Origin of the sequence: Kitasatospora sp. NPDC093102, from assembly GCF_040683915.1 — a bacterium.
In the GTDB taxonomy this organism is placed as follows: Bacteria; Actinomycetota; Actinomycetes; order Streptomycetales; family Streptomycetaceae; genus Kitasatospora.
Genome location: NZ_JBFBFA010000044.1, coordinates 39,155 through 65,637, shown reverse-complemented (window position 1 = coordinate 65,637; position 26,483 = coordinate 39,155). Strand labels below are relative to the sequence as shown.

At 71.1% G+C, this 26,483-nt stretch carries 24 protein-coding genes; 16 read left to right on the top strand and 8 right to left on the bottom strand.

Features of this window, described 5'->3' with window-relative positions; translation table 11 throughout:
* Nucleotides 1–112: 112 nt before the first annotated feature.
* The 8 genes from mshD (at nucleotide 113) to pstB (ending at nucleotide 9,802) form a co-directional block, all read left to right on the top strand.
* The gene (gene mshD, locus AB0O11_RS33135) at nucleotides 113–1,105 is read left to right on the top strand and encodes a mycothiol synthase (RefSeq protein ID WP_363394437.1); all 993 of its coding nucleotides are present in this window, start codon (nucleotides 113–115) and stop codon (nucleotides 1,103–1,105) included.
* Between the two features lie 410 nt (nucleotides 1,106–1,515).
* The gene (locus AB0O11_RS33130; RefSeq protein WP_363394446.1) at nucleotides 1,516–3,693 is read left to right on the top strand and encodes an RNA degradosome polyphosphate kinase; all 2,178 of its coding nucleotides are present in this window, start codon (nucleotides 1,516–1,518) and stop codon (nucleotides 3,691–3,693) included.
* 117 nt (nucleotides 3,694–3,810) lie between these two features.
* Nucleotides 3,811–4,899, top strand: coding sequence for a CHAD domain-containing protein (locus AB0O11_RS33125; protein WP_363394435.1), 1,089 nt, complete (start codon nucleotides 3,811–3,813; stop codon nucleotides 4,897–4,899).
* A gap of 52 nt (nucleotides 4,900–4,951) precedes the next feature.
* A complete protein-coding gene (locus AB0O11_RS33120; RefSeq protein ID WP_363394444.1) occupies nucleotides 4,952–5,428 on the top strand; it encodes an NUDIX hydrolase in 477 nt (158 codons plus the stop codon).
* A 226-nt stretch (nucleotides 5,429–5,654) separates the two neighbouring features.
* Nucleotides 5,655–6,788, top strand: a complete 1,134-nt coding sequence (gene pstS / locus AB0O11_RS33115) for a phosphate ABC transporter substrate-binding protein PstS (protein ID WP_363394433.1) — start codon at nucleotides 5,655–5,657, stop codon at nucleotides 6,786–6,788.
* A 150-nt stretch (nucleotides 6,789–6,938) separates the two neighbouring features.
* On the top strand, nucleotides 6,939–7,916 hold the full coding sequence (pstC, locus tag AB0O11_RS33110; protein WP_363394431.1) for a phosphate ABC transporter permease subunit PstC: 978 nt from the start codon (nucleotides 6,939–6,941) through the stop codon (nucleotides 7,914–7,916).
* Nucleotides 7,913–8,983 (top strand): phosphate ABC transporter permease PstA, encoded by a 1,071-nt coding sequence (gene pstA, locus AB0O11_RS33105; protein WP_363394429.1) that lies wholly within the window; start codon nucleotides 7,913–7,915, stop codon nucleotides 8,981–8,983. Before pstC ends, pstA begins: the two co-directional genes overlap by 4 nt.
* A gap of 42 nt (nucleotides 8,984–9,025) precedes the next feature.
* Complete coding sequence (gene pstB / locus AB0O11_RS33100) at nucleotides 9,026–9,802, top strand: phosphate ABC transporter ATP-binding protein PstB (protein ID WP_224282803.1); 777 nt, start codon at nucleotides 9,026–9,028, stop codon at nucleotides 9,800–9,802.
* Between the two features lie 158 nt (nucleotides 9,803–9,960).
* On the opposite strand, the gene AB0O11_RS33095 is transcribed toward pstB, so the two are convergent.
* Both AB0O11_RS33095 and AB0O11_RS33090 read right to left on the bottom strand, forming a co-directional pair.
* Nucleotides 9,961–10,956: an inorganic phosphate transporter gene (locus AB0O11_RS33095; protein WP_363394427.1), complete on the bottom strand. Its 996-nt coding sequence runs from the start codon at nucleotides 10,954–10,956 to the stop codon at nucleotides 9,961–9,963.
* Between the two features lie 5 nt (nucleotides 10,957–10,961).
* Nucleotides 10,962–11,582 (bottom strand): DUF47 family protein, encoded by a 621-nt coding sequence (locus AB0O11_RS33090; protein WP_030059626.1) that lies wholly within the window; start codon nucleotides 11,580–11,582, stop codon nucleotides 10,962–10,964.
* A 463-nt stretch (nucleotides 11,583–12,045) separates the two neighbouring features.
* Here AB0O11_RS33090 and AB0O11_RS33085 point away from each other — a divergent pair, with 463 nt between their 5' ends.
* Entirely contained in the window at nucleotides 12,046–12,426 is a 381-nt protein-coding gene (locus AB0O11_RS33085) for a metal-sensitive transcriptional regulator (protein ID WP_363394424.1), read from the top strand.
* A gap of 22 nt (nucleotides 12,427–12,448) precedes the next feature.
* Here the strand turns inward: AB0O11_RS33085 and AB0O11_RS33080 are convergent, their stop codons facing one another.
* Nucleotides 12,449–12,637, bottom strand: coding sequence for a hypothetical protein (locus AB0O11_RS33080; RefSeq protein ID WP_363394422.1), 189 nt, complete (start codon nucleotides 12,635–12,637; stop codon nucleotides 12,449–12,451).
* Nucleotides 12,638–12,855: 218 nt separating this feature from the next.
* Nucleotides 12,856–13,755 (bottom strand): hypothetical protein, encoded by a 900-nt coding sequence (locus AB0O11_RS33075; RefSeq protein WP_363394420.1) that lies wholly within the window; start codon nucleotides 13,753–13,755, stop codon nucleotides 12,856–12,858.
* 160 nt (nucleotides 13,756–13,915) lie between these two features.
* Between AB0O11_RS33075 and AB0O11_RS33070 the strand changes: the two genes are divergently transcribed.
* Nucleotides 13,916–14,107, top strand: a complete 192-nt coding sequence (locus AB0O11_RS33070; RefSeq protein ID WP_363394418.1) for a hypothetical protein — start codon at nucleotides 13,916–13,918, stop codon at nucleotides 14,105–14,107.
* A gap of 44 nt (nucleotides 14,108–14,151) precedes the next feature.
* On the opposite strand, the gene AB0O11_RS33065 is transcribed toward AB0O11_RS33070, so the two are convergent.
* Together AB0O11_RS33065 and AB0O11_RS33060 are read right to left on the bottom strand one after the other, a co-directional pair.
* Complete coding sequence (locus AB0O11_RS33065) at nucleotides 14,152–14,886, bottom strand: phosphatase PAP2 family protein (RefSeq protein WP_363394416.1); 735 nt, start codon at nucleotides 14,884–14,886, stop codon at nucleotides 14,152–14,154.
* Nucleotides 14,887–15,080: 194 nt separating this feature from the next.
* The gene (locus tag AB0O11_RS33060) at nucleotides 15,081–16,268 is read right to left on the bottom strand and encodes a bifunctional lytic transglycosylase/C40 family peptidase (RefSeq protein ID WP_363394442.1); all 1,188 of its coding nucleotides are present in this window, start codon (nucleotides 16,266–16,268) and stop codon (nucleotides 15,081–15,083) included.
* Between the two features lie 248 nt (nucleotides 16,269–16,516).
* Here AB0O11_RS33060 and AB0O11_RS33055 point away from each other — a divergent pair, with 248 nt between their 5' ends.
* From AB0O11_RS33055 to AB0O11_RS33030, 6 genes are all read left to right on the top strand, one after another.
* The gene (locus AB0O11_RS33055) at nucleotides 16,517–16,867 is read left to right on the top strand and encodes a hypothetical protein (protein ID WP_224284734.1); all 351 of its coding nucleotides are present in this window, start codon (nucleotides 16,517–16,519) and stop codon (nucleotides 16,865–16,867) included.
* 167 nt (nucleotides 16,868–17,034) lie between these two features.
* Nucleotides 17,035–17,823 carry a hypothetical protein gene (locus tag AB0O11_RS33050; RefSeq protein WP_363394413.1) on the top strand — a complete coding sequence of 263 codons (789 nt, stop codon included), beginning with the start codon at nucleotides 17,035–17,037 and terminating at the stop codon, nucleotides 17,821–17,823.
* Nucleotides 17,783–19,096 carry a hypothetical protein gene (locus AB0O11_RS33045; protein ID WP_363394411.1) on the top strand — a complete coding sequence of 438 codons (1,314 nt, stop codon included), beginning with the start codon at nucleotides 17,783–17,785 and terminating at the stop codon, nucleotides 19,094–19,096. Before AB0O11_RS33050 ends, AB0O11_RS33045 begins: the two co-directional genes overlap by 41 nt.
* 7 nt (nucleotides 19,097–19,103) lie before the next feature.
* Nucleotides 19,104–20,678 carry an SCO6880 family protein gene (locus AB0O11_RS33040; RefSeq protein ID WP_363394409.1) on the top strand — a complete coding sequence of 525 codons (1,575 nt, stop codon included), beginning with the start codon at nucleotides 19,104–19,106 and terminating at the stop codon, nucleotides 20,676–20,678.
* 67 nt (nucleotides 20,679–20,745) lie between these two features.
* Nucleotides 20,746–22,095 carry an ATP-binding protein gene (locus tag AB0O11_RS33035; protein WP_363394407.1) on the top strand — a complete coding sequence of 450 codons (1,350 nt, stop codon included), beginning with the start codon at nucleotides 20,746–20,748 and terminating at the stop codon, nucleotides 22,093–22,095.
* A gap of 184 nt (nucleotides 22,096–22,279) precedes the next feature.
* Entirely contained in the window at nucleotides 22,280–24,073 is a 1,794-nt protein-coding gene (locus AB0O11_RS33030) for a bifunctional metallophosphatase/5'-nucleotidase (protein ID WP_363394405.1), read from the top strand.
* A gap of 120 nt (nucleotides 24,074–24,193) precedes the next feature.
* Here the strand turns inward: AB0O11_RS33030 and AB0O11_RS33025 are convergent, their stop codons facing one another.
* Complete coding sequence (locus AB0O11_RS33025) at nucleotides 24,194–25,705, bottom strand: HAMP domain-containing sensor histidine kinase (protein WP_363394403.1); 1,512 nt, start codon at nucleotides 25,703–25,705, stop codon at nucleotides 24,194–24,196.
* Nucleotides 25,702–26,472 carry a response regulator transcription factor gene (locus AB0O11_RS33020; RefSeq protein ID WP_363394401.1) on the bottom strand — a complete coding sequence of 257 codons (771 nt, stop codon included), beginning with the start codon at nucleotides 26,470–26,472 and terminating at the stop codon, nucleotides 25,702–25,704. Before AB0O11_RS33020 ends, AB0O11_RS33025 begins: the two co-directional genes overlap by 4 nt.
* Nucleotides 26,473–26,483 lie beyond the last annotated feature (11 nt).

Below are 26,483 nucleotides of genomic sequence, written 5' to 3'. Positions count from 1 at the left end.
TGCAGGGGGGACCCTGTGGGAGAGTAGGACGCCGCCGAACAATTATTCTGAAGAACCCCTGATCCATTCGGATCGGGGGTTCTTCGCATTTCCGGTGACGTATCGTCAGGGCATGGACGATCAGACAGCGGTCACTGCGAACGATGTGCTCCGGCCCGAGCAGCGCGACGGCGCCCTGCGTGTTCTGGCGGAGGCCCAGACGGTGGACGGCCGGGCCGCCGTGTCCGAGCAGGGCCGGCTCCGGCTGCGGAACGCGGAGACTCCGCGCCCGGGCGTCATCCACCTCGTCGAGACCGAAACCGGGCCCGAAGCCGGGACCGGGGGCGAAGCCGAAGCCGTCCGCGGCTACGGCCAGCTCGAAGTACCGGAGAACCCGGCCGCCAACCCCGCCGCCGAGCTGGTGGTCGACCCGGCCGCCCGGGGCCGTGGCCTGGCCCGCCCGCTGGTGGACGCCGTCCTGGCGCAGGCCCATCGGGCGGGGCGCGAAGCGGTGGACTTCTGGGTGCACGGCGGCCACCCGGCGGCCCGGCACCTGGCCGAGGCGTACGGCGCCGAGCTGGTCCGCGAGCTGCGGCAGATGCGCCGCACCGGCCGGCAGACCGAGGAGGTGGCCGTCCCCGAGGGCATCGAGCTCCGCACCTTCCGTCCGGGGGAGGACGACGCCGCGTGGCTGCGGCTGAACGCCCTGGCCTTCGCCCACCACCCGGAGCAGGGCGCCTGGACCGCCCAGGACCTGGCCGAGCGGATCGCCGAGCCCTGGTTCGACCCGGCCGGCTTCTTCCTCGCCACGCGCGACGGCAAGGTGGTCGGCTTCCACTGGACCAAGGTGCACCCGGCCACCGCCACCGAGCCCGAGCTGGGCGAGGTGTACGTGGTCGGGGTGGACCCGGCCGAGCAGGGCAGCGGCCTCGGCCGCGCGCTGACCGCGGCGGGCCTGCGCCACCTGACCGGTACCGGCCCCGGGGAGCGCGGTCTGGAAACCGTGCTGCTCTACGTCGACGCCGACAATCCTGCCGCCGTGCGGGTATATGAACGACTGGGGTTCGCCATTCACGAGGTGGACCTCATGTACCGAGCCCAGTACCGGGCGAACCGGCCGGCCTAGCCGCTGCGGACCCTCGGGGACCTTCGAAGCATCCGGAGTCTTCGCTTCCGGATCTACGGAGCGTCCTCGCACCGGATTCCTGAGCCTTTCGGCTCTGCCGAAAGCGGTCGGGGCGGCCCCCGAGCGGTTGCGGGCGAGGGGCGGGGCGGCAGCGCCCCTTGCCCCGACCGACTCAGCTTTCCTCCTGGCCATGCGGTGTTTACCGTGGATTCAATTGCTGCCGCGAAGATCACAGGATGAAGTCCGTAGTGTCTCGCTCGTGCAGAGTCGACCGCCCCGCACCGGCCGGTCCTGTACGGACCGCGCCCGGAGGGTGGGCGTTGTCCCCGGGCCTGGTCCGGGGCGAGGGCGACGGCCCGCAGAGCCATTCGCGTCCGGACGCCGTCCTGCTGCTGGAGGAGCTGGAGCCCATGAGCATCCCTCGCCCCGTCTCTGCCCCGCTGTCGCCCACGGCCCGGATGTCCAGTGCGCTGGGTGTTCCGCCGGAGCTGCCGGCCACGGACGAGGAGACGTTCGAAGCGTTGCCGCAAGGCCGCTTCCTGGACCGCGAGCGCAGTTGGCTCGCGTTCAACGAGCGGGTCCTGGAGCTGGCCGAGGACCCGGGCATCCCGTTGCTGGAGCGGGCGAAGTTCCTGGCGATCTTCGCGAGCAACCTGGACGAGTTCTTCATGGTCCGGGTGGCCGGCCTCAAGCGCCGGATCGCCACCGGTGTCGCCCAGCGCAGCGCGTCCGGCCTCCAGCCGCGCGAGGTGCTGGACCTGATCTGGACCCGCTCGCGCGAGCTCATGGCCCGCCACGCCGCCGCCTTCCAGCAGGAGGTGTTGCCGGACCTCGCCGCCGAGGGCATCGAGGTGGTCCGCTGGCCGGAGCTGGCCGAGAAGGAGCAGGCCCGGCTGCACACGCTGTTCCGGCAGAAGATCTTCCCGGTCCTGACTCCGCTGGCCGTCGACCCGGCGCACCCCTTCCCGTACATATCGGGGCTCTCGCTCAACCTGGCCGTGGTGGTGCGCAACCCGGTCTCCGGGCACAAGCACTTCGCGCGCGTCAAGGTGCCGCAATCGCTGGCCCGCTTCCTGGAGGCCTCGCCCCAGCGGTACGTCCCGCTGGAGGACGTCATGGGCGCCCACCTGGAGGAGCTCTTCCCGGGGATGGAGGTGCTGGCCCACCACGCCTTCCGCGTCACCCGCAACGAGGACCTGGAGGTGGAGGAGGACGACACCGAGAACATCCTCAAGGCCCTGGAGAAGGAGCTGATGCGGCGGCGCTTCGGCCCGCCGGTGCGGCTGGAGGTCGAGGAGTCGATCGACCCCTACATCCTGGACCTGCTGGTGCGGGAGCTGAACATCACCGAGGCGGAGGTCTTTCCGCTGCCCGGGCCGCTGGACCTGACCGGGCTGTTCGGGATCGCCGAGCTGGACCGCCCGGAGCTCAAGTACCCGAAGTTCGTGGCCGGCACGGCCCGCGGGCTGACCGACGTCGAGTCGGCCTCCCAGCCGGACATCTTCGCCGCGATGCGCGAGCGCGACGTCCTGCTGCACCACCCGTACGACAGCTTCTCCACCTCGGTGCAGGCCTTCCTGGAGCAGGCCGCCGCCGACCCGGACGTGCTGGCGATCAAGCAGACCCTCTACCGCACCTCCGGCGACTCGCCGATCGTCGACGCGCTGATCGACGCGGCCGAGTCCGGCAAGCAGGTGCTGGTGCTGGTCGAGATCAAGGCGCGCTTCGACGAGCAGGCCAACATCAAGTGGGCCCGCAAGCTGGAGGAGGCCGGCTGTCACGTGGTGTACGGCCTGGTCGGGCTGAAGACGCACTGCAAGCTCTCGCTGGTGGTCCGGCAGGAGGGCGACACCCTGCGCCGCTACTCGCACGTCGGTACCGGCAACTACCACCCGAAGACGGCCCGGCTGTACGAGGACCTCGGTCTGCTCACCTCCGACCCGCAGGTCGGCGCGGACCTCTCGGACCTGTTCAACCGGCTCTCCGGCTACTCGCGCCGCGAGTCCTACCGCCGCCTGCTGACCGCCCCGCGCGGTCTGCGCGACGGCCTGGTCTCGCGGATCCACAACGAGATCGCCCACCACAGGGCGGGCCGCCCGGCCTACGTGAAGCTCAAGGTCAACTCGATCGTCGACGAGGCCGTGATCGACGCGCTGTACCGGGCCTCCCAGGCCGGGGTGCCGGTGGACGTCTGGGTGCGCGGGATCTGCGCGATCCGCCCGGGCGTGCCGGGGCTGAGCGAGAACATCCGGGTCCGCAGCATCCTGGGCCGCTTCCTGGAGCACTCCCGGATCTTCGTGTTCGGCAACAACGGCGATCCGGAGGTCTGGATCGGCAGCGCCGACATGATGCACCGCAACCTGGACCGCCGGATCGAGGCGCTGCTGCGGATCACCGATCCGGCACACCGCGCCGAGCTCTCCGGGCTGATCGACCTCGGGGTGTCGGACGGGACCGAGTCCTGGCACCTGGGGCCGGACGGCGCGTGGACCCGCCACTCGCAGGACGCCGAGGACCGGCCGTTGCGACACGTCCAGGACCTGCTGATCGACTCACGCCAGCGCCGCCGGGCCGCCACCTCACGCTGACGTCCACTGATGCGAAGCCGCCGGAGCAGCGGGCCCGCGGGACTCACGGGCAGCTGCTTCCGGCGGTCGGCCACCAGCTCCGGGGACCGCCCCGGGGGAACGGGGATCTACCACGCCATGACCGAAGCGCCGATGACGGCCCAGGCGGCCTCCACAGCGACCGCCGGGGACATCCTCTCCCGCCACCTCACCGTTCAGGCCGGCGCCTTCCTGCGCGCGCTGCCGCTGGCGGTGGGCGAGGTCGGTGCCAGACCCGGGACGGCCTCGATCGTCCCGTCGGCCGGCACCTCGGACCTGCTGCGGGCCGTCCGGCGGATCGGCGGGCTGCTGCACACCTTCGGCTCGGTCTTCGAGCAGACCTGGGCGCAGGAGTCGCGCACCGAGCTGCGCTGGCTGCTCAACCTGCTGGCGCTGGAGCCGGGCTACGTCCGCCGCTCGGCCCGGCTGCTGGGCGCGCTGGACTCGCTGAGCGGCACCGACCCGGACCGGACGGGCATGCTGGCCGGCCACGCGGGCGCGCCCAAGGCGCGGGCGCTGCTGGACCGGCAGCTGACCCTGGCCCGGACCAGGGCGCACTCCACGGCGCTCCAGGAGCTCCGCTCCGCCCGGCTGCACGCGCTGGCGGACCGGATGACCCTGCTGGTCGGCGAGGCGCCGATGCTGGAGTCGGCGGGCGGCCGGGCCCCGGCGGTACTGCTGCCGCAGGCCGCCGCCGCGTTCGCGGCGCTGTCCGCGGGCGCCCAGCAGCTGCCGCTGCAGCGGGCCGCGACGCCGTACGGCGGGGACGGGCTGCGCCGGCTGGGCACGGTGCCGGCGTCCCGCGGGGCGACGGACGCGGACACCGCGCTGGCGGCCGACGACGCGCCCTGGGCCCGGCTGCGGATCCTGGTGAAGCGGGCCCGGTACGCGCTGGAGGTGTGCGGCCGCCCGTCCTCCGAGCTGGACGAGCTGGACGTGGTGCTGGCCCGGCAGCAGGAGGCCGCGGACGCCGCGGTCACCGCCGCCACCGCGGCTCGCACCCCGCGGATCACCCCGGCGACCGCGTACGTGCTGGGCGTGGTGCACGCCGACCAGCGGCTGGAGGTGGAGTCGGCGCGGTACGCCGTCGGCCGCAGCTGGCCGGACCTTCCGCCCGCCCCGGACGGCTGGCTGGAGCTCCTCCCGGCCGACGCCTGGGGGCACTCCGCCGCGCCCGGGACGGTCTGAGTTGGGCGAGCGCCCGCGTACCGGCCGGGCGGTGGCGGGGGGCGTGACCGGGGTGGGGCGCGCCCCGGTGATCCTGGCGGCGGGCGCGGTGCTGTGGCTGCCGGGCCGGCTGAAGAAGAGCGGCCGGCTGGGGCGGCCGAGGATCGCGGTGATCCACCGGCCCAAGTACGACGACTGGAGCCTGCCGAAGGGCAAGCTCGAACCCGGCGAGGGCATGGCCGACGCGGCGCTGCGCGAGGTCCGGGAGGAGACCGGGTTCCGCTGCCTGCTGGGCCCGGAGCTGCCCGCTCAGCACTACCAGGTGCAGGGCCGTCCGAAGGAGGTCCGCTACTGGGCGGCGGTGCCGTCGAGCGGGTCCTTCCGGCCGAACCGGGAGGTGGACCGGCTGGAGTGGCTGCCGGCCGGGAAGGCCCGCGCCCGGCTCACCCACGACCACGACCGGCTGCTGGTCGACGCCCTGCTGGCGGTCCTGGGGGCGAAGCCGGTGCGGACGGCAGGGGCGGCACCGGCGAAGGAACGGTGCAAGTGATCTCCCTGCGCCCTTGCCGTGACGCAACCGTTACTACCTGACGTAGTTTCCTGTCATCCGTTCGAGGTTCACTCTCCGTTCACTTGTGACCGGCTGTCGTGTCACTTACCCGGCCTAACTTCGGGACCACCGGAGGGCCGAACGGGCCCCGGACCACAGCAAAACCCGTGCTGCGCCGTACACGTACGGCCCGCGCAAGGGCAATGCCACAGAAAGGGACACCCCTGTGAAGCTCCAGCGGAACGGCCGCTCCAAGGCCCTCGCGATCGGTGCCATGGCGCTCGTCAGCTCGCTGTCGCTCGCTGCCTGCGGGTCGGACAACAACAACAACTCGACCGCGTCCAGCGGCTCCAGCGGTTCCGCCGCGGCCGCCGCGATCAACTGTGGCAAGGCCGGTTCGCTGATCGCCGCCGGCTCGACCGCGCAGGGCGCGGCGATGGACGTCTGGAAGACCAGCTTCGCCGCCGCCTGCTCCGGAAGCACGATCAACTACCAGGGTGGCGGCTCCGGCGCCGGCATCCAGCAGTTCAACCAGGGCAAGATCCAGTTCGCCGGCTCGGACTCGGCCCTGAAGCCGGCCGAGATCGACGCCTCCAAGGCGGTCTGCACCGGCGGCCAGGGCATCGACCTGCCGATGGTCGGCGGTCTGATCTCGCTGGTCTACAACGTCGACGGTGTCGACAACCTGGTCCTGGACGGCCCGACCGCCGCCAAGATCTTCGACTCGCAGATCACCAAGTGGAACGACCCGGCGATCGCGGCCCTGAACCCGGGCGCCAAGCTGCCGGACGCGGAGATCCAGACCTTCCACCGCTCGGACGACGCCGGCACCACCGAGAACCTGACCAAGTACTTCGCCGCCGCCGGCGGCGGCGCCTGGTCCTACCCGGCCGGCAAGGCCTGGGCGGGCAAGGGCGGCCAGTCGGCCAACGGCAGCGCCGGTGTCTCGGCCCAGGTGAAGCAGGTCAAGAACTCGATCAGCTACGTCGAGCTGGCCTACGCCCAGACCAACAGCCTGAAGAGCGCCGAGATCAACACGGGCGCCTCCAAGCCGGTCGCGGCCACCGCCGAGAACGCCGCCACCACCATCGCCAAGGCTCAGGCCGCCGGCACCGGCAGTGACCTCGCGCTGAAGCTCGACTACGCGACCAAGGAAGAGGGCTCCTACCCGCTGGTCCTGATCACGTACGAGATCGTCTGCGACAAGGGCAACAAGGCCGAGACCCTCGACACCCTGAAGTCCTTCCTGACCTACACGGCCAGCGACGCGGGCCAGAAGGCCGTCGGCGAGAAGGGCTACGTCCCGCTGCCGAAGGCCGTGACCGACAAGGTCAACGGCGTCATCACCACCCTGGCCTGACCCGACAGGACCCCCGGTGGGGCGGCCCCGTGAGCGAGGGGGGCCGGGGCCGCCCCACCGGAACGCACCACACCCAGCACCACGTCCGGGGCACCGCCGCCATGGTGCCGTCCCCCTTCCGGGGCGGCACCACCAGACCGGAGTAGACCAATGACTTCATCCTCCCCTGCCGCCCCGCGAGGCAGGGAACGCCGACCGCGCGACAGCCGCGTCGGCGACAAGATCTTCATGAACCTCGCCCGGGGCTCGGGCATCCTGCTGCTGGTCATCATGGCCGCCATCGCCGCGTTCCTGACCTGGCGGTCGGTCCTGGCCCTGAGCACCAACGAGGGCAACTTCTTCACGAGCTTCGAGTGGACGCCGGACGCCCCGAAGCCCGTCTTCGGCATCGCCGTCCTGGTCTTCGGCACCATCGTCAGTGCCGTCATCGCGATGGCGATCGCCGTCCCGGTGGCGATCGGGATCGCGCTGTTCATCTCGCACTACGCGCCGCGCCGGATCGCCCAGCCGTTCGCGTACCTGGTCGACCTGCTCGCCGCCGTCCCCAGCATCGTCTACGGCCTCTGGGGCGCACTCTTCCTCGTGCCGCACCTGGACGGCCTGACCAGCTGGCTCAACGAGTACATGGGCTGGACGTACATCTTCGACCAGACCAGGACCGGCACCCCGCGCAACCTGTTCACCGTCGGCATCCTGCTGGCGATCATGGTCCTGCCGATCATCACCGCGGTCTCCCGCGAGGTGTTCCGCCAGGTGCCGCGGATGCACGAGGAGGCGGCGCTCGCGCTCGGCGCGACCCGCTGGGAGATGATCCGCACCGCGGTGCTGCCGTTCGGCCGCCCCGGCATCATCTCGGCCTCGATGCTCGGCCTCGGCCGTGCGCTCGGCGAGACCATCGCGGTCGCGGTGGTGCTGTCCGCCAGCAACGTCCTGTCGCTGCACATCCTGGACGCCGGCGGCGGCACCTTCGCGCAGAACATCGCGCTGAAGTTCGCCGAGGCCGGTGACAACGGCCGCAACGCCCTGATGGCCTCCGGCCTCGTCCTGTTCGTCATCACCCTGCTGGTGAACGGTGCCGCGCGACTGATCATCGCCCGCCGCAAGGAGTACTCGGGGGCCAACGCATGACCGCCACCGTCGTCGTCGAGGACGCCCGGCCCGTCGCCCGTCCGCTGACCGCCAACCGACTGCCCAAGTGGGCCCCGGCCGTCGTCGCCCTCGGCTCGATCGCCCTCGGCTGCGGGATCGGCGCGGTCGGCGGGCCGGCCAGCCACCTCCAGTGGGGCCTGATCTCGGCCCTGCTCTTCGTCCTGATCAGTTACGTCCTCTCGGCCCGGGTCGAGGGCCGCCGGCAGGCCAAGGACCGGCTCGCCACCTCGGTGGTCTGGGTCGCCTTCATCCTGGCCGTCGTCCCGCTGGTCGCCCTGACGGTCTACACCGTCCAGCAGGGCAGCGAGGTGGTCAACGGGTTCTTCCTGAGCCACTCCATGAAGGGCGTGATCCAGTCCGGGCCCGGCGGCGGCATCTACCACGCGCTGATCGGCACCCTGGAGCAGGTCGCCCTGGCCACCGCGATGGCCGCCCCGATCGGTCTGCTGACCGCCGTCTACCTGGTCGAGTACGGCCGCGGCAAGCTCGCCAAGGCGGTCACCTTCTTCGTCGACGTCATGACGGGCATCCCGTCGATCGTCGCCGGTCTGTTCATCCTCTCGCTCTGGAACCTCGCCCTGGGCTTCAGCTACTCCGGCTTCTCGGGCAGCCTCGCGCTGGCGATCCTGATGATGCCGGTCGTGGTCCGGTCCACCGAGGAGATGTTGAAGCTCGTCCCGAACGAGCTGCGCGAGGCCTCGTACGCGCTCGGCGTGCCGAAGTGGAAGACCATCCTGCGGATCGTCCTCCCCACCGCGATCGGCGGCATCACCACCGGTGTGATGCTCGCGGTCGCCCGCATCACGGGCGAGACCGCCCCGGTGATGATGCTGGTGTTCGGCGCCGACTACATCAACAGCAACCCGTTCGACGGACCGCAGCAGTCCCTGCCGATGTACATCTGGCAGCAGTACTCGCAGGTCAACAACGACTACGGCTACGCCCGTGCCTGGGGTGCGGCGCTGGTGCTGATCGCCTTCGTGATGGGGCTCAACCTCATCGCCCGGGGCATCGCCCGCTGGCGCTCGCCCAAGGGCGGGCACTGAGCGACCGACTGACGTACGAGACAGACGAGAGAAGCAACGATCATGGCCAAGCGCATCGACGTCAGCGGACTGTCGGCCTACTACGGCACCACCAAGGCCATCGAGGACATCTCGATGAGCATCGAGCCCCGCTCGGTGACCGCCTTCATCGGCCCCTCCGGCTGCGGCAAGTCCACCTTCCTGCGCACCCTGAACCGGATGCACGAGGTGATCCCCGGCGCCCGGGTCGAGGGCAAGGTCCTCCTGGACGACGAGAACCTGTACGCCTCCAACGTCGACCCGGTCGCCGTGCGCCGCTCGGTCGGCATGGTCTTCCAGCGCCCGAACCCGTTCCCGACCATGTCGATCTACGACAACGTGGTCGCCGGACTCCGGCTCGCGGGCGTGAAGAAGAAGTCCGTGCTGGACGAGGTGGTGGAGCGCTCGCTGAAGGGCGCCAACCTCTGGAAGGAGGTCCACAACCGGCTGAACAAGCCGGGGGCCGGCCTCTCCGGCGGTCAGCAGCAGCGCCTGTGCATCGCCCGCGCCATCGCGGTCGAGCCCCAGGTCCTGCTGATGGACGAGCCCTGCTCCGCGCTCGACCCGATCTCCACCCTCGCCATCGAGGACCTGATCGGCGAGCTGAAGGAGCAGTTCACCATCGTCATCGTGACCCACAACATGCAGCAGGCGGCCCGCGTCAGCGACCGCACCGCCTTCTTCAACCTGGCCGGCGTCGGCCAGCCGGGCAAGCTGATCGAGCTGGACGACACCCAGCGGATCTTCTCCAACCCGTCGGTCCAGGCGACCGAGGACTACATCTCCGGCCGCTTCGGCTAGACCGGAACCCGTCACGGGCGGCGCCGAGGCGCAGGGGCCGTGACGGACCGCAAGCTGTCCCGTGGTGCTGCATGGCGGTGCCGCCGCGGGACATGGAGAAGGGCCCGCCCCCGAGATGTGGGGGCGGGCCCTGCCCGTTCGTGCGTCCTGCGGGGCCGTCAGCCCCAGAACAGGTGGACGAACCAGTACATCAGCGCTGCGACGATGGCGGCCGCCGGCATCGTGATGAACCAGCCGAGCACGATGTTCTTCGCGACGCCCCAGCGCACCGCGCGGATCCGCTTGGTGGCCCCCGCGCCCATGATCGCCGCGGTGATCACGTGGGTGGTGGAGATCGGCGCCTTGAAGACGAACGAGGTGATGTACATGATCGCCGAGGAGGTGGCCTCGGCCGCGAAGCCCTGCGGCGGGTCCAGCTCGATGATCTTGCGGCCGAGCGTCCGCATGATCCGCCAGCCGCCCGCGTAGGTGCCCAGCGAGAGCATGGTCGCGCAGGAGATCTTCACCCAGACCGGGATCCCGTTGCCGGACTGGTGGCCGGAGATGGTCAGTGCCATGACCACGATGCCCATGGTCTTCTGGGCGTCCTGGAGGCCGTGCGCCAGGGCCATCGCGGCGGCCGAGGCGGTCTGGGCGACCCGGAAGTTGCGCTTGGCCCGGTGCGGGTTGGCCCGGCGGAAGATCCACAGGATCGCCAGCATCACCAGGAAGCCGCCGATCAGGCCGACCACCGGCGAGACGATCATCGGGATGACGATCTTGTCGAGGACCCCGCTCCAGATCACGTCGACGCCGCCGGCCAGCGCCGCGCCCACCATGCCGCCGAACAGCGCGTGCGAGGAGGAGGACGGCAGGCCGAAGTACCAGGTGGTCAGGTTCCAGGCGATCGCCCCGACCAGGGCGGCGAACAGGATCGCCATCCCCTGGCTGCCGGAGGGGGTCTCGATGATCCCCTTGGAGACGGTGTGCGCCACGCCGCTGCCGAGGAACGCTCCGGCCAGGTTCATCACCGCGGCCATCGCCAGCGCCGCCCGGGGGGTGAGCGCCCGGGTGGAGACCGACGTCGCGATCGCGTTCGCCGAGTCGTGGAAGCCGTTGGTGTACGTGAAGAAGAACGCAACGCCGATGACGACGATGAGTGCTGCCATGTCCACGGGGGTCAGGACTCCTTGACGGCGATGGTCTCCACCGTGTTGGCGACGTGCTCGAACGCGTCCGCCGCCTCCTCAAGGACGTCCACGACCTGCTTGAGCTTGAGCACCTCGATGGCGTCGTACTGACCGGAGAACAGGTGGGCGAGCAGCTTGCGGTGGATCTGGTCGGCCTGGTTCTCCAGCCGGTTGACCTCGATCCAGTACTCGGTGAGGTTGGACATGCTGCGCAGGTTCGGCATCGCCTCGGCGGTGAGTTCCGCGGCGCGCGCCAGTACCTCGATCTGCTGCTCGATGCCCTTCGGCAGGGTCTGGATGTCGTAGAGGACGACCAGGTCGACGGCCTCCTCCATGAAGTCCATGATGTCGTCCAGCGACGAGGCCAGGCTGTAGATGTCCTCGCGGTCGAAGGGCGTGATGAAGGACGAGTTCAGCTGGTGGAAGACGGCATGGGTGGTGTCGTCCCCGGCGTGTTCGGCGGCGCGCATGCGCTCGACGATCTCCGCACGGGCCGACACGTCTGATCCCAGCAGCTCCAAAAGGAGCTTCGATCCGACGACGAGGTTCTCCGCCGCGGCGGCGAACATGTCGTAGAAGCTCGTCTCCTTCGGGGTCAGGCTAAAACGCACGGAAATCTCCGATGTGCGGGGTAGGGACTGAACGATGCTAGGTGCAACCAAGCGCAATCACGCAAACGGGGTGTCGGAGAAGGAGTCGGAACCTCCCCTTCCGTTCGGCTGCCGCACCGGCTGATCCGGGCCGCACCACCACGTGTGGAACTGAGCGAGCGATGGGGGTACCCCCGGCCGGAGGCCGGGGAGAGCGAACCAGGAGGAGGAGCGCTCTGGGCGAAGGGTCTGCGGAGCGAGGCGAGGCGGGCGCTGAGCCCTCAGTCTGACGGAACCTCGCCGGGATTGTCCCCGTCGTGCGTACGGAAGACCGGGGCACCGCTCAGACGGGTGAACCGCCGGGGCACCCCTCCCGGGCCGCCCCGGCACATGCCGCCTCGGCCGTCGGAACACCACGCGGGGCCCCGGTGTTGGACACTGGTGGCCGACGCAGCCACCAGGCACTGAGACGAAGGCGGGGCCGATGACCACGACGCAAGCGCGCACCGAGCCGGAGCACGCGCAGGAGGCCGACCCGCAGGCCGGCCCCGCCGCCGCGGAGGGACACCACGGCGGGCACGGTCCGCACGGCTACAGCGCGCAGAAGGACGCCCACCTCAAGCGGCTGCGCCGGATCGAGGGCCAGATCCGCGGCCTCCAGCGCATGGTCGACGAGGACGTCTACTGCATCGACGTGCTCACCCAGGTCTCGGCCAGCACCAAGGCGCTGCAGTCCTTCGCGCTCTCCCTGCTGGAGGAGCACCTCCGGCACTGCGTCGCCGCGGCCGCCGAGGAGGGCGGCACCGAGCTGGACGCCAAGGTGGCGGAGGCCACCGCCGCGATCAGCCGCCTGCTGCGCAGCTGAGCCACCGGCCGCCCGGCGCCCGCTAGCCGTCGGCCTCCCGGTCGGCCTGCCCGGGTTCGGCCCGGTCCAGCAGCACCTCGTCGATCCGCTCGGTCGGCAGCCGGTCGCCGGAGCTGGCCGTCGCGGCGATCATCAGCTCGCCGGCCAGATCGATCTCGTCGAGGGCCGCGTCGTCGTGGCCGCCGCTGCGGCCGCCCGTGGACGACACCACCTGCACCACCCCTTCAGTGCCTCGCCAGCCCGGGCGGCAGCCACCCGGAGTCCAGCCTAGGCACTTCGGGGCCCGTCCACATGGCACGGACGGGCCATCTCGGCGCCGCCGAAACGGGTGGCCGTCGCTCCCCGGACGGCCACCCGCTCCGGCGGCACCCCGTTTCGCCCCGGCGCCGGAGCGCTGCCCCGGTGGGCCAGGGCGGTGTCGGACCCGCCCTACTTCGGGCTCTCCGTGGGCTTCATCTGGTAGATGTCCGAGGCCGAGGGCTCGGCCGCCTCCACCGGCTTGCCGAAGTCCCTCAGCGAGGTCGTCGAGGTCACCTTCACCTGGTCCTTGGGCTCCTTCGACCCGGCCACCCCGGCGAAGGTGAACACCTCGACCACCTTGCGCAGCCGGCCCTGGTCGTCCAGCCAGGCGTCGTACGGGACCTCCTTGACGGTGAAGGTCTGCGCGCCCATCCGCAGGCCGTCCCCGCCCCGGCCGCCGGTCGCTTCGGCCGCCTTCGCCAGGTCCAGGGTGCCCCGGTAGTGGTGCAACGCGACCCCGTCGACGGTCTCGGTGCCCACCGCCTCCGCCTTCTGTGCCCCGCGCAGCGCCCCCGCCGCCGAGGCCGGGTCGGTGGCGCCGCTGCTGACCAGGTTGCCGTCCGGCAGCTGGCGAACGTCCAGCTTGACCCACTTGCCCTCGGGGACCTTGGCGCCGCTGTTCTGGAGGTAGACGGTGCCCGGCAGGACCACCTCGACGATCTTCCCGGTGGTCGCCGCGCCCGGAGGCACCTGGACCTCCAGCCGGCCGATCCGCTTGACGTAGTCGTAGCCGCCGGTGCCGTTGAACGAGGCCTTCTTGTCGGCGGACTCGGTGACCAGATCGGTCGCGGTGTGCGCGGAGCCGGTGCGGCCGGTGATGTCGGCGGCGTTGCGCACCGCCGTCAGCGGGTCCGCGGCGAGCCGGTCGGGGGTGCCCGACTGCTGGTCGGAGGAGCCGCTGACGGAGCCGCCGCCGCAGCCGGCGGCCCCCACCGCCAGGGCGGCGGCGATCAGGGCGGCCCCGGCCGCCGAGCGCAGGTGCGGACCCGGACGGCGTGCCGGCCGTCCGGTGCACTGCTGGTCGGTCATCTTCATCCTCGCGACAACCCCCTCGGGCCCGACTGCCCCGCCGGACACCGCCGGGTGGGCATAGCTCTTTCCAGGCAAACGAGTTGGGGTGCAAAGGGTTACGGGGCCGGCGCCCGGGGAGCGTCGCGCAGGGGGCGTCCGGCGCGTTACGGTGAACCACGTGCACAGTGAGCTGCCGGTCGCACCCGGCACCACCCGGATGCCTGAGCACCGCCTCGTGATCAGCGAGCGCGGCTCCTTCATCTTCGCGACCTGCAGCTGCGGCTGGTACTCCCCGGCCCGCCGTTCGCGCGAACTGGCCCGTCGTGAGGGCGCCGACCACATCGCCGCGAGCGGCGCCGAGCCGGACTGATCCCCTCGGGCCCCGGGATCCTCGGCAGGGCCCCGCGGGAGGGGTCAGGCCGCGAGGTCGGACTCCGGCGGCTGCTCCCCGGCCCGCACCGCCCCGCGTCCGCGCCGACGGCCGCGCGGACCGGCCCCGGCCCCGGCCCCGGCGCGGGCCGCGCCGCCGCGTTCGGATGCCCGGATCAGCGGGGCGGCCGCCGTCCGGCTCAGCGCATGGCAGAACGGCACCAGCACGGCCATCGCGATCGGCGCCAGCAGCAGCACCACGGCGACGGCGAGCGCGAATCCGCCGATCACGTCGGTCGGGTAGTGGACGCCCATGAACATCCGGCAGAAGCCCTGGAGGAGCGCCAGCCCGCCGGCGATCCAGCCCAGCCTGCGGTTCACCAGGAACAGTGCCACCGCGACGCCCATGGTCATGGTCGAGTGGTCGCTGACGAAGGAGTGGGTGCCGGCCTTGCCGTCCACCAGCACCAGCAGCCCGGGATGGTCGACGAAGGGGCGCGGGCGGTTCACGATCGCGGCGATCGGCAGGTTGGCCAGCTCGGCGACGGCCACCGAGAGCGGCACCCAGAGCAGCCCGGCCATCGCCACCGGCGCGTCCGGACGACGTCTGGCCTGGAGCCAGGCCACCAGGCCGAGCATCGCCAGACCGATCAGGATGCCGTACTCGCCGATCCACGAGACCAGGTGATCCAGCCACTGCGGGGCGCGCTTGGCCAGGCCGTTGACGGCGTAGAGCAGGTCGAGGTCGGGGTTGGTCGTGTCGGCAAGCGGCGTCGACACGCCGCACCTCCTTCTGGTCCGCTGCATCTGATCGTCATGGCCGGGGGCCGTTCCGTGCGGGAAGCTGACGGGAGGCCACCGGAAGAAACGTCATTTCCGAGGCACAGCGTTCCACGGAAACGCGCGGTTATCGAAACTTGACTCAGCGTCCACAGTGCGCACACAGGTCCCGGTCGTCCCGGCCCCACCGGGCCCTACCGTCCCGCCCCGGTGGGGCTCGGGCCGGCCTGGGCGGGCGGGGCGGCGGTCGCGGACCGGCCGGGGGTCGCCGGGGCGCTGCCCGGCGCGCCGCCCTGGGTGCCGCCCTGGCTCCCCGCGGGGGCGGTGGGCTCCGCCCCGCCCGGACGGCTCGGGGCGTTGACCGAGCCGTCGTTGTTGCGGGTCGGCAGGGCCTGGGCGCCGTCCGAGGTGACCCGGGTGGCGCCGATGTACTCCCTGGTGTCGATCTTGTCGTAGCGGATCACCGCGCCGGTGTGCGGCGCGTTGATCATGTAGCCGCCGCCGACGTAGATCCCGACGTGGTGGATGCTCCGCGGATCGCTCAGGTCCGTCGCCCAGAACACCAGGTCGCCCGGCCGTAGCTGATCGCGCGACGGGTGCGGCCCGGCGTACCACTGGTCGTTGGCCACCCGGGGCAGGGTGATGCCCACGCTGGCGAACGCGGCCTGGGTCAGGCCCGAGCAGTCGAACCGCCCGTTCTGCGAGGGCAGGCCCTCACCGCCCCACAGGTACGGGGTGCCGAGCTTGGTCTGCGCGAAGTAGATCGCGGCCGACGACTGCGGAGACACCTCCAGCGGCGCGGTCGGCGAGGCCGGCGCGGTGAAGCTGCGGGCCATCGCCTGGATGTTCCGCACGTAGCCCTGGGTCTCCTTGTACGGCGGCACCCCGTGGTACTGCTCCACCGCACCCTCGCCGGCGTTGTAGGCGGCCAGCAGGTTGGCCTGCGGGTCGCCCGGGATCTTCGCGACCCGTTTGGCGATCGCGCAGTCGTAGGTCGCCGCCGAGGCGATCGCGTCCAGCGGGTCCCAGACGTCCGCCCTGCCGTCCCCGTTGCCGTCGGTGGCGTACGAGGTCCAGGTGCCCGGCATGAACTGCGCCATTCCCTGCGCCCCGACCCCGGAGCGCGCCTTGGGATCGAAACCGCTCTCCTGGTACAGCTGTGCCGCGAGCATCGGCGGGGAGATCTCGGGGCAGAGTGAGCCCCACTTCTGGATCGGATCCTGGTAGGCCGCGGGGACCGTTCCGGGAGAGAGGGCGGAACGATTCGCCGACTGCTGCGGCGTCCCACTTGCCGCATAAGTCCCCATCGTCACCAACCCGATGAACCCGAACGCAACAACTCCCGCAGCGGCGGCGGCCGTACCGGCCTTCCGGAGTACCATCAGCACCATCCCGACGAATCGTCAGTCGAAGTGTCCCGGAAGGCGTTGCTCACCGCAATCATCAGAGATACGAACAGTGAGCGCTATCCTTCGTGCGGTGTACATCCTCGCGTACGTGTCCGATGCCTCACGACCAATACGCGAGAAGTAGCCAAGTCGACATCAGATCTGGCCAAGAATAGGCACTGACCCTTCGCGCGGGCCGGGTCCGGGCCCTTGAATTTGCCTGATCGGGCGGTGAGATGGAAATGAACCTGAGCAGCGTGCACACGAATGCGGTCGGCCACCTGGCCGAAGACCCCCCCAAGAAGCCGAACATCGACACCATCATCGGCGGAATCGCCCCGGACTGGGGGCCGTTCGCGAGCCTCGGGTCGGAGGCGCGGGTGATGGTCGAGGTCATCATGGCCGTGGCCATCCTCATCTGCCTCGGGCTCGCGGTCTGGGGTGCGGCCAAGCAGCGGATCGGCGCGACCGCGATGCGCGACAGTTTCGGCGCCGAACAGGGCAAGGGGCTGATCGTCGCCGGACTGACCGGCGTGTTCATCATCGGATCACTCGGCACTCTGTTCACCATTGTCTACGGCATGGCGATCTGACGATCGGACAGCAGTAGTCCGACCTGCCTGAGACCGGGTCCTCGTCCGGACCCCCTCCGGCAGTCGGCCCGCCAGGAGTCCACCCCCGTTCCCACCCTCCGTCCGCGCCCGCCCCCGGGCGGAGGGCCCCCGGAGCCGCCCCGGCTCCCCGCACCAGGAGGGCCGCCGTGCCGTTGTCCGACGACCAGCCGCGCACCCGTACGCGCCTGCCGGTCGGCGAACAGTCCTCCGCCCAGCCGAACCACGGTCAGTCCCGTCCACTGCGCGCCCTGCTGGCCGTCTTGGCCGTCGTCACCCTGCTCGTGGTGGCCATCGCCATCGCCAACCGCGTCATGCCCGGCGCCGGAAGCGGCGACGGCACCTCCGGCACCGGCCCCGCCCCCAGCGGTGACCAGCCCGCCGGCACCACCGTCAACGGCATCCCGACCGGCTACCCGCACAGCGAGCCGGGCGCCCAGTCGGCCGCCACCAACTACGCGGTGGCGATCGGTTCCGCGGACATGTTCCGCACCGACAGCCGGCACGGCATCGTCGCCACCATCGCCGATCCGGGCGCACTGGCGGGGCTCCAGAGCCGGCTGGACCAGGGCTTCTCGCCCGAGACGGCGGCCAGGTTCGGGGTCGACACGCAGGGGCGGCCACCGAAGGGTCTGACCTTCGTCAGCCGGACGATCCCGGTCGGGGCCAAGAGCAGCGGCTATACCGAGGACAGCGTCAAGGTTAACGTCTGGTGTACGGGCCTGTTCGGGCTGGCCGGTGAGCACTCAACCAAGCCGGTTTCCGAGGAATGGTTCACACTCAGTCTCAGCCTGCGGTGGACCGGGACGGACTGGAAGCTCAGCGACTACAGCCGTGCAGCGGGACCGGCCCCGATTCCGCCGGATCAGCAGGCCGCGACCGCCGAGGAGATCACTGGTGCCGTCGAGCAGTTCGGAGGCTTCCACTATGCCCGCTGACGGTAATTCGGGCGTCGTCCGGCGGACCATGGGCCGGGTGACGGGGGTCGCGCTGTTCGGCGCCCTCTCGGTCGTGGCAACGGCCCATCGCGCGCTGGCGGAGCCCTCGCCCACCCCGAGCTCAGGTGCGACCAACACGAGTTGCCCCGGCGTCCCGCTTCCTGGCAATGACGTCTACTGTGCTCCGCCTGGTGGTGGCTCCCTCCCCGGGAGTAGCACCGTCGGGACCGTGACCGACCCCCTCGGGTCGTTGGCCAAGAGCTGCGCGCAGGCCGCGGCGTGGGTGGTGCGGAATCTGTCGGGGGCGATCGACGGGACGACGCAGGTGGACTTCACCAATGCGTCGTTCCTGCAGCAGTACGCCGTGGTGTTCGCCGTGTCGACGGTGATCACGCTGGTGCTGTGGCTGCTGGCGGTGACGAAGCGGGCGGTGCGGGGGGCGCCGCTGACGACGGCGTTCTCGGAGGCGGTCGGCTTCCTGTGGCTGACGGTGGTGGCGTCCGCGTTCACGCCGCTGATCCTGTACACCGTGGTGAGCGTGACGGACGGGCTGACCAAGGCGATCGCGGTCGGGACGAAGACGGACACCGGGTCGTACCTGGGAGGGTTCGCCGACACGCTGGAGAAGGGCAATGTGGGCGGCGGTCCGCTGATCCTGGTGATCGTGTCGCTGGTCGCGGTGCTGGCGGCGGCGGTGCTCTGGATCGAGCTGCTGATCCGGGCGGCGATGCTGTACGTCGGCGCGCTGCTGGGTACGGCGGTGTACGCGGGACTGGTGGACCGGCAGCTGTGGAAGCACGTGCGGCGTTGGGCGGGGGTGATGCTGGCGGTGGACCTGGCGAAGCCGATCATCGTGGTCATCCTGGGCCTGGCGGGCGCGGTGGCGACCGGGGCCGGAGCTGACGACGACTTCGCCCGGGTGTTGTCCGGGCTGGCGATCCTGTTCCTGTCGATCTTCGCGAGCGCCGCTGTCTACCGCTTCGTGCCGGGCTTCGGCGACGAGTTGCTGAACGTGCGTGGGGCCCGGGCCAACGCCGTCCAGGCCGGTTCGGCGATGATCAACGGCACCGCGAACCTGATGAAGCAGGGCATCACCACCCACGGCGACCGCGGTCCGCAGGCGGGCGGCACGGGTGGTGGGGGTGCCGGTGGCGGTTCGGTCGCGCCGGGCATCGCCGCCCACGCGGGCCGGACGCCGGCGCCACCGCCCCAGGGCGGGCCGCCGCAGGCCCCGGTTCCGATCCGCGAAAGCAATCCAGCGAAGGGAGGGTGACGGGTAAGTGAGCAGCGAACCGCTCGGCCAGTACGGTGCCCAGTACGCCCAGCCGTACGTGCACCAGCGCCGCACCTACCTGATCGGCAAGGCCCGCCCGAACGCGCCGATCGGCCGGAACCGGGAGTCCGGCGAGATCATGCTGATCATCCTCGGGGCCTTCCTCGGCATGCTCTGGGGCCTGCTGATGCCGATTCTGCCGCTGCGGATCGGCGGTCTGGTCGGCCTGCCGGCGCTCGCCATCGCGGCGGTGTACGTGCCGTACCGCAAGCGGACGTTCTACAAGTGGGTGGAGATCAGCCGCACCTACCGCCGGACGGTCCGCAGCGGGCGGGCGGTGTGGCGCTCGGACGTGATGGACGCCGGCACCCGGCTGGACGGCCGGGAGGTGGAGGTCGGCCCGCCGCCCGGGGTGGGGCGGTTGCGCTGGCTGACGGCGCCGTTCGGGCCGGACGAGGTCGGGGTGCTGATGCACCTGGAGCGGCGCACGGTGACGGCCGCGATCGAGATCGAGGGCCCGGGCGTCGGCCTGCGCGACTCGGAGGACCAGGAGGCCCTGGTCGACCGGTTCGGGACGCTGCTGAAGCACGTCGCCAACGGGGACGGCTTCGTGACCCGGCTGCAGATCCTGGCCCGGACCCTGCCGGCCGACCCGGACGCGCACGCCAAGGACGTCGAGCGGCGCGGTGACTCGTCCGCGCCGCACTGGCTGCAGGACTCGTACGACCAGCTGCAGTCGATGGTGTCGACCTCCTCGGAGCAGCACCGGGCGTACCTGGTGGCGTGCATGCACTACACCCGCGACCTGGCCGCCGAGGCGCACGCGATGGGCCGCACGGCCACCGGGCGGCGGGCGCGGGACGACGAGGGGCTGGCGGCCGTGATGGCGCGCGAGCTGACCGACATCTGCGCCCGGCTGGCCGAGGCGGACATCCGGGTGCGCCAGCCGCTGGGCCAGGCCCGGCTCTCCTCGCTGCTGCACTCGATGTACGACCCGGACCACCCGATCGACCACATCCAGGCGATGTCCCGGCGCAACGCCTGGCCGGCCGAGCTGGACGCGACCCACCAACAGTACCTGCAGGCGAAGACCCGTGAGTCGGCGACCCGGGAGCCGTGGTGCCACGCCACCGCGTGGATCAAGGAGTGGCCGCTCACCCCGGTGGGCGTCAACTTCCTGGCGCCGCTGCTGGTGCACACCCCGGACGTGATCCGGACGGTCGCGGTGACGATGGACCTGGAGCCCACCGACGTCGCGATCGAGCGGATGCTGACCGAGAAGACCAACGACGAGGCCGAGGCCAGCCGCGCGGCCAAGATGAACCGGACGGTCGACCCGCGCGACCTGGCCCACACCGGCCGGGTGGACCAGCGCGGCGACGACCTGGCGTCCGGCGCGGCCGGGGTGAACCTGGTCGGCTACATCACGGTCTCCTCGCGCAACCCCGACGCACTGGCCCGTGACAAGCGGACCATCCGGGCCTCGGCCGGCAAGAGCTACCTCAAGCTGGAGTGGTGCGACCGCGAGCACCACCGGGCCTTCGTCAACACCCTCCCGTTCGCCACCGGTATCCGCCGCTGAGCACACCGTACGGCCTTGCGCCCGTACGCCCGTCCCCGTCCACCGCTGACCCGTCAGGAGGCCGCCCATGGCGCTCGGCAACCTCACCGAGGCGTTCACCAGCCTGATGTTCGGCAAGGTGGAGACCACCCGCCTGCCGGTGCGCACCTCCACCGGTCAGGCGCAGGCCGTCTACCTGCCCACCGCCGCGCCGGGGCTGGGCGACTCCGGCGTGATCATCGGCCGTGAGGTGTACAGCGGCAAGGGGTACGTGTACGACCCCTTCCAGCTGTACGGGCAGCAGCTGCCCGCCCCGCACTGGCTGGTGCTCGGCGAGTCCGGCAACGGCAAGTCGGCGCTGGAGAAGACGTACGTGCTGCGGCAGCTGAGGTTCCGCGACCGCCAGGTCGTGGTGCTGGACGCGCAGGGCGAGGACGGCGTGGGCGAGTGGAACCTGATCGCCGACGCGCTGGGCATAAAGCCGATCCGGCTGGACCCGATGGCGGCCCGGGACGGCGGGGTGAAGCTCAACCCGCTGGACCCGGCGATCACCCAGACCGGCCAGTTGTCGCTGCTGCGCACCATCGTCGAGGTGGCGATGGGGCGCGGGCTGGAGGAGCGGGCCGGTTTCGCGCTGAAGGCCGCGCACGCCCACGTGGTGGCCACGGTGAAGGACCGTCAGCCGGTGCTGGACGACATCATCGACACCCTGCGCAACCCCGACCTGTCCTCGGTGGAGTCGCTGGGCGTGGCGGTGGACGAGGTGCAGTCCTGGGGTCTGGACGTGGCGCTGGTGCTGGACCGGCTGGTCGACGGCGACCTGCGCGGCATGTTCGACGGGTCGACCACCGAGGGCATCGACCTGGACGCGCCGCTGATCGTCTTCGACCTCTCGCACATCGACCGCAACTCGATCGCGATGCCGATCCTGATGGCGATCGTCGGGGTGTGGCTGGAGCACACCTGGATCCGTCCGGACCGGAAGAAGCGCATCTTCCTGGTCGAGGAGGCCTGGCACATCATCAACAGTCCGTTCGTGGCACAACTGTTCCAGCGGCTGCTGAAGTTCGGCCGTCGGCTCGGTCTGTCCTTCGTCGCGGTGGTGCACCACCTGTCCGACGTGGTGGACGGCGCGGCGGCCAAGGAGGCCTCGGCGATCCTGAAGATGGCCTCCACCCGGACGATCTACATGCAGAAGGCCGAGGAGGCGCGGGCCACCGGCCGGGTGCTGGGCCTGCCGCGCTGGGCGGTGGAGATCATCCCGACCCTGTCGCCGGGCATCGCGGTCTGGGACGTCAACGGCAACGTCCAGGTGGTCAAGCACATCGTCACCGAGGTCGAGCGTCCACTGGTCTACACCGACCGCGCGATGACCGAGGATGCGGTGGCCGAACGGGTACGTGCGGAGAGGCAGTTGGCGGCCGAGCCCGGGGTCTGAGGAAGTCCTCTCCACGGGCTCCGCACCCGGCGGACGGCGATGGTTCGTCAGCAGGTAATCCTCTCGTTACGTTCGACGTCCTGACAGCTACGCGCGTTGACCCTAGGCTTCGCAGTCGCAACACATGCCCGAACGCCGATGCTGTTCTCAGCCGGTGCTCCTCCAAGGTGCAGGGGAACCCTTCATGCTCACCGTCAGATCCCGACGGACGGCGCTCGCCGTCGTCGCCGCCGCAGGTCTGTTCGGCACGGTGGTCGTGCCGACGGCCGCCCAGGCCGCCGACGCCAAGCGCCACAAGACCGTCAACCTCCAGCTGCTGGCGATCAACGACTTCCACGGCAACCTGGAGCCCCCGGCCGGCTCCTCCGGCACGATCAAGGAGATCGACCCGGCCACCGGCAAGGAGGTCGCCACCCCGGCCGGCGGCATCGAGTACCTGGCCACCGAGCTGCGCAAGGCGCGCGTCCCGGCCGACGACTCGATCACCGTCGCGGCCGGCGACATCATCGGCGCCAGCCCGCTCACCTCGGCGCTCTTCCACGACGAGCCGACCATCGAGGCGATGGACAAGCTCGGCCTGGACGTCACCTCCGTGGGCAACCACGAGTTCGACGAGGGTGCGCAGGAGCTGCTGCGCATGCAGGAGGGCGGCTGCCACCCGACCGACGGCTGCTACGAGGCCGGCCGCACCTTCAAGGGCGCCAACTTCAACTACCTGTCGGCCAACGCCATCGACGAGAAGACCGGCAAGCCGCTGCTGGCGCCGTACTGGGTGACCAAGTCCCAGGGCGTGAAGGTCGGCTTCATCGGCGTCACCCTGGAGGGCACGCCGAACATCGTGACCGCCGAGGGCGTCAAGGGCCTGAAGTTCGCCAACGAGGTCACCACGATCAACAAGTACGCCGCCGAGCTCAAGGCCAAGGGCGTCAACTCGATCGTCGCGCTGATCCACGAGGGCGGCTTCCCGGCCAGCAGCGTCTACAACTACGACTGCGGCGCGGCCGGGCAGGGCATCTCCGGCCCGATCGTCGACATCGCGAAGAAGATCGACCCGTCGGTCGGCGCCATCGTCACCGGCCACACCCACAACGCCTACGCCTGCAGCATCCCCGACCCCAACGGCGTCCCGCGTTCGGTGACCAGTGCCGCCTCCTTCGGCCGGCTCTTCACCGAGATCGACATGAAGCTGGACAAGACCACCGGTGAGATCGTGCGTCCCTCGGTCAAGGCCGAGAACCACGTGGTGCGCCGCACGGTCGAGAAGGCGCCCGACATGACGGCGCTGGTCGACCACTACTCCAAGCTGGCCGCCCCGATCGCCAACCGCCCGATCGGCTACATCGCCTCGGACATCAACGGCCGCGGCAACAGCGACCCGGAGAAGCCGCTCGGTGACCTGATCGCCGACGCGCAGCTCGCCGGGCTGGCCCCGGCCGACAAGGGCGGCGCGCAGGTCGCCTTCATGAACCCCGGCGGCATCCGTTCCGACCTGGTCTACAAGGCCTCGGGTGGCGAGGGCGACGGCGTGGTGACCTACGGCGAGGCGTTTACCGTCCAGCCGTTCACCAACATGATGCAGGTCAAGACGCTGACCGGCGCCCAGCTGATCCAGCTGCTCCAGCAGCAGGTGAGCGGCTCCAACGCCGCCGCGCCGAAGATCCTCCAGGTGTCCTCGAACCTGCACTACACCCTGGACATGCGCAAGACCGGTGCGGACCGGGTGGTCCTGGACTCGGTCCGGCTGAACGGCGCCCCGGTCGACCCGGCCGCCAAGTACCGGGTCGCGGCCAACGAGTTCCTGGCCGGCGGCGGTGACGGCTTCCCGGCCTTCGCGGCCGGTACCGACAAGCTGGTCGGTGCCTCGGACCTGGACGTCTTCGTCGCCTACCTGGGTGCCCACAGCACGGCGGGCTCGCCGCTCCAGGCCCCGGCGCAGGACCGCATCAAGATCATCGGCCCGGGCAGCGACATCGACTGACCGTGAGCCGGCCTCGGGGGCGTGTCCTGCGGGTCCTGTCGGACCTGGCGGAGATCTTGCAGGACACCCCCTGCGGAAGGGCGGGTGGGGCGCTGTCGGGGCGTCCCACCCGCCCTTCCGTCATTCCGGGGCGGGGCCGCCGGGCAGCCGGACGGTGGCCAGCGCGCCCGGACCGCCGTCGGCGGCCGGTCCGAGGGTGACCTCGCCGCCGGCCTCCCGGACGCTCTGTGCGACGATCGACAGCCCGAGCCCGGAGCCGGGCAGCTGGCGCGAGGACGGCGAGCGCCAGAACCGGTCGAAGACGTACTGGAGCTCGTCCGGCGGAATGCCGGGTCCGTGGTCGCGGACGGTCAACACGCCCTGGTGCAGCCGGATCTCGATGGTGCCGCCGGGCGGGCTGTACTTGACCGCGTTGTCCAGCAGGTTGATCACGGCCCGTTCCAGCCCCACCGCGTCGCCGTGTACGTACCAGGGCTCGGTGTCCGTCTCGAAGACCAGCCCCGGGCCGCGCAGCTCGGCCCGCTCGACGGCTCGTCCGGCGATCTCGTGCAGGGCCACCACGGTGGGGGCGGGGCCGCTCTTCGGGGTGTCCGGGCGGGAGAGCTGGAGCAGGTCGCCGATCAGGACGGTGAGTTCCTGCATCTGCGCCTTCATGTTGCCGAGCAGCTTGGTCTTGGTCGCGGCGGGCAGCGGGCGGCCGGTGTCGTTGCTGCGGATCAGCAGGTCGACGTTGGTGCGCAGGGAGGTCAGGGGAGTGCGGAGCTCGTGCCCGGCGTCGGCGATCAGCCGGGTCTGCCGCTCGCGGGAGTTGGCGAGGGCGGTGCTCATGGAGTTGAAGGAGGTGGAGAGGCGGGCGATCTCGTCGTCCCCGTGCACGGGGATGGTGGTGCCGACCTCCTCGGTCCGGGCGATGTGCTCGACGGCGTCGGTGAGCTGGTCGACCGGCTTGAGGGCGGAGCGGGCGACCAGACGGCCGGCGAGGGCGGCGAGCAGGATGCCGCCGACGGAGACCGAGCCGAGCAGGATGGCGAGGCCGCTGAGGGAGTCCTCGACGGGCTGGGTCGGCGCGGCGACCATGACCAGGACCGGCGGGAGTCCCGGAGTGGCGTTCGGGTACCAGGCCAGGCGGACCATGGCGGGCGAGCCGTTCGTGTACTGCCCGTTGCGGACGAGCGACTGGCCCTTCTTGAGGCCGAAGACCTTGGCATCGTCGTGCTGGATGACGATCGCCCGCTTCGCGCCCAACGGCAGGCAGACGCGGGACAGGTCGGAGGAGACGTTCTGGGTGTCCCGCAGCGGCGGGTTGCCCAGGTCCGCCGGGGGGCGGCTGCTCCGGGGGTTGGCCAGGGAGAACGCGAGTGCTTCCTGGGGGGTGTCACCACAAGGCGGGTTGCTGCCGTGCAGGGGCTCGGGCTCGGTATTGAGCAGGTCCGTCCGGACCTGGTTGTAGAGCTGCTTCTCCACGATGAACCAGCACGCCAGCGCCGACAGCGCGATCGCCACCGCCACCGCCGCCGCGCTCAGGAAGGTGAGGCGGCTGCGGAGCGAGCGGGAGCGGAACCAGTGCAGGAGGCGCTGCCGGCGCCCGGGCGCGCGGGGCGGGGCCAGCGGAGGGGGCGGAATGCTGCTCACGCGCCGGTGCCGGCTGCCGGGCGCAGGGCGTAGCCGACGCCGCGTACGGTCTGGATCAGTCGGGGCGTGCCGCCCTGCTCGGTCTTGCGGCGCAGGTACATCACGTACACGTCCAGGGAGTTGGAGGAGGGCTCGAAGTCGAAGCCCCAGACCGCCTTGAGGATCTGTTCGCGGGTGAGGACCTGGCGGGGGTGGGCGAGGAACATCTCCAGCAGCATGAACTCGGTGCGGGTGAGCTCGATCGGCTTGCCGGCCCGGGTGACCTCGCGGGTGGCGGTGTTCATCCGCAGGTCGGCGAAGGCGAGCACCTCGCTCTCGTCCTCGACGGCGGCGCGGGCGGCGGCCTCGGCGGCGAGGGCGTTGCGGCGCAGCAGGGCGCGGACGCGGGCGAGCAGTTCGTCGAGTTCGAAGGGCTTGGCGAGGTAGTCGTCGGCGCCGACGTCGAGGCCGGTGACGCGGTCGCCGACGGCGTCGCGGGCGGTCAGCATCAGCACCGGGACGGTGTCGCCGCGCGAGCGCATCCGGCGGACGGCGGTGAGGCCGTCCATCCGGGGCATCATGATGTCCAGCAGGACGAGGTCGGGCCGGTCGCGTTCGACGGACTCCAGGGCTTCGTAGCCGTCGGTGGCGGTGGCGACCTCGTACCCCTCGAAGGCGAGACTGCTCTCCAGGGCGTCCCGGAGGGCGGGTTCGTCGTCGACCACCAGGAGCCGGGCGGAGGGGTGGCCGGCCTCGGCGGTGGTGCGGTCGTCGGCGGACGGGATCATGGGCGGGCGCC

Coding starts and splice junctions, on each gene's coding strand:
- mshD (WP_363394437.1), top strand. CDS start 113: ATGGACGATCAGACAGCGGTCACTGCGAACGATGTGCTCCGGCCCGAG.
- AB0O11_RS33130 (WP_363394446.1), top strand. CDS start 1,516: ATGAGCATCCCTCGCCCCGTCTCTGCCCCGCTGTCGCCCACGGCCCGG.
- AB0O11_RS33125 (WP_363394435.1), top strand. CDS start 3,811: ATGACCGAAGCGCCGATGACGGCCCAGGCGGCCTCCACAGCGACCGCC.
- pstC (WP_363394431.1), top strand. CDS start 6,939: ATGACTTCATCCTCCCCTGCCGCCCCGCGAGGCAGGGAACGCCGACCG.
- pstA (WP_363394429.1), top strand. CDS start 7,913: ATGACCGCCACCGTCGTCGTCGAGGACGCCCGGCCCGTCGCCCGTCCG.
- pstB (WP_224282803.1), top strand. CDS start 9,026: ATGGCCAAGCGCATCGACGTCAGCGGACTGTCGGCCTACTACGGCACC.
- AB0O11_RS33085 (WP_363394424.1), top strand. CDS start 12,046: ATGACCACGACGCAAGCGCGCACCGAGCCGGAGCACGCGCAGGAGGCC.
- AB0O11_RS33075 (WP_363394420.1), bottom strand. CDS start 13,755: ATGACCGACCAGCAGTGCACCGGACGGCCGGCACGCCGTCCGGGTCCG.
- AB0O11_RS33060 (WP_363394442.1), bottom strand. CDS start 16,268: ATGGTACTCCGGAAGGCCGGTACGGCCGCCGCCGCTGCGGGAGTTGTT.
- AB0O11_RS33055 (WP_224284734.1), top strand. CDS start 16,517: ATGAACCTGAGCAGCGTGCACACGAATGCGGTCGGCCACCTGGCCGAA.
- AB0O11_RS33035 (WP_363394407.1), top strand. CDS start 20,746: ATGGCGCTCGGCAACCTCACCGAGGCGTTCACCAGCCTGATGTTCGGC.
- AB0O11_RS33030 (WP_363394405.1), top strand. CDS start 22,280: ATGCTCACCGTCAGATCCCGACGGACGGCGCTCGCCGTCGTCGCCGCC.
- AB0O11_RS33020 (WP_363394401.1), bottom strand. CDS start 26,472: ATGATCCCGTCCGCCGACGACCGCACCACCGCCGAGGCCGGCCACCCC.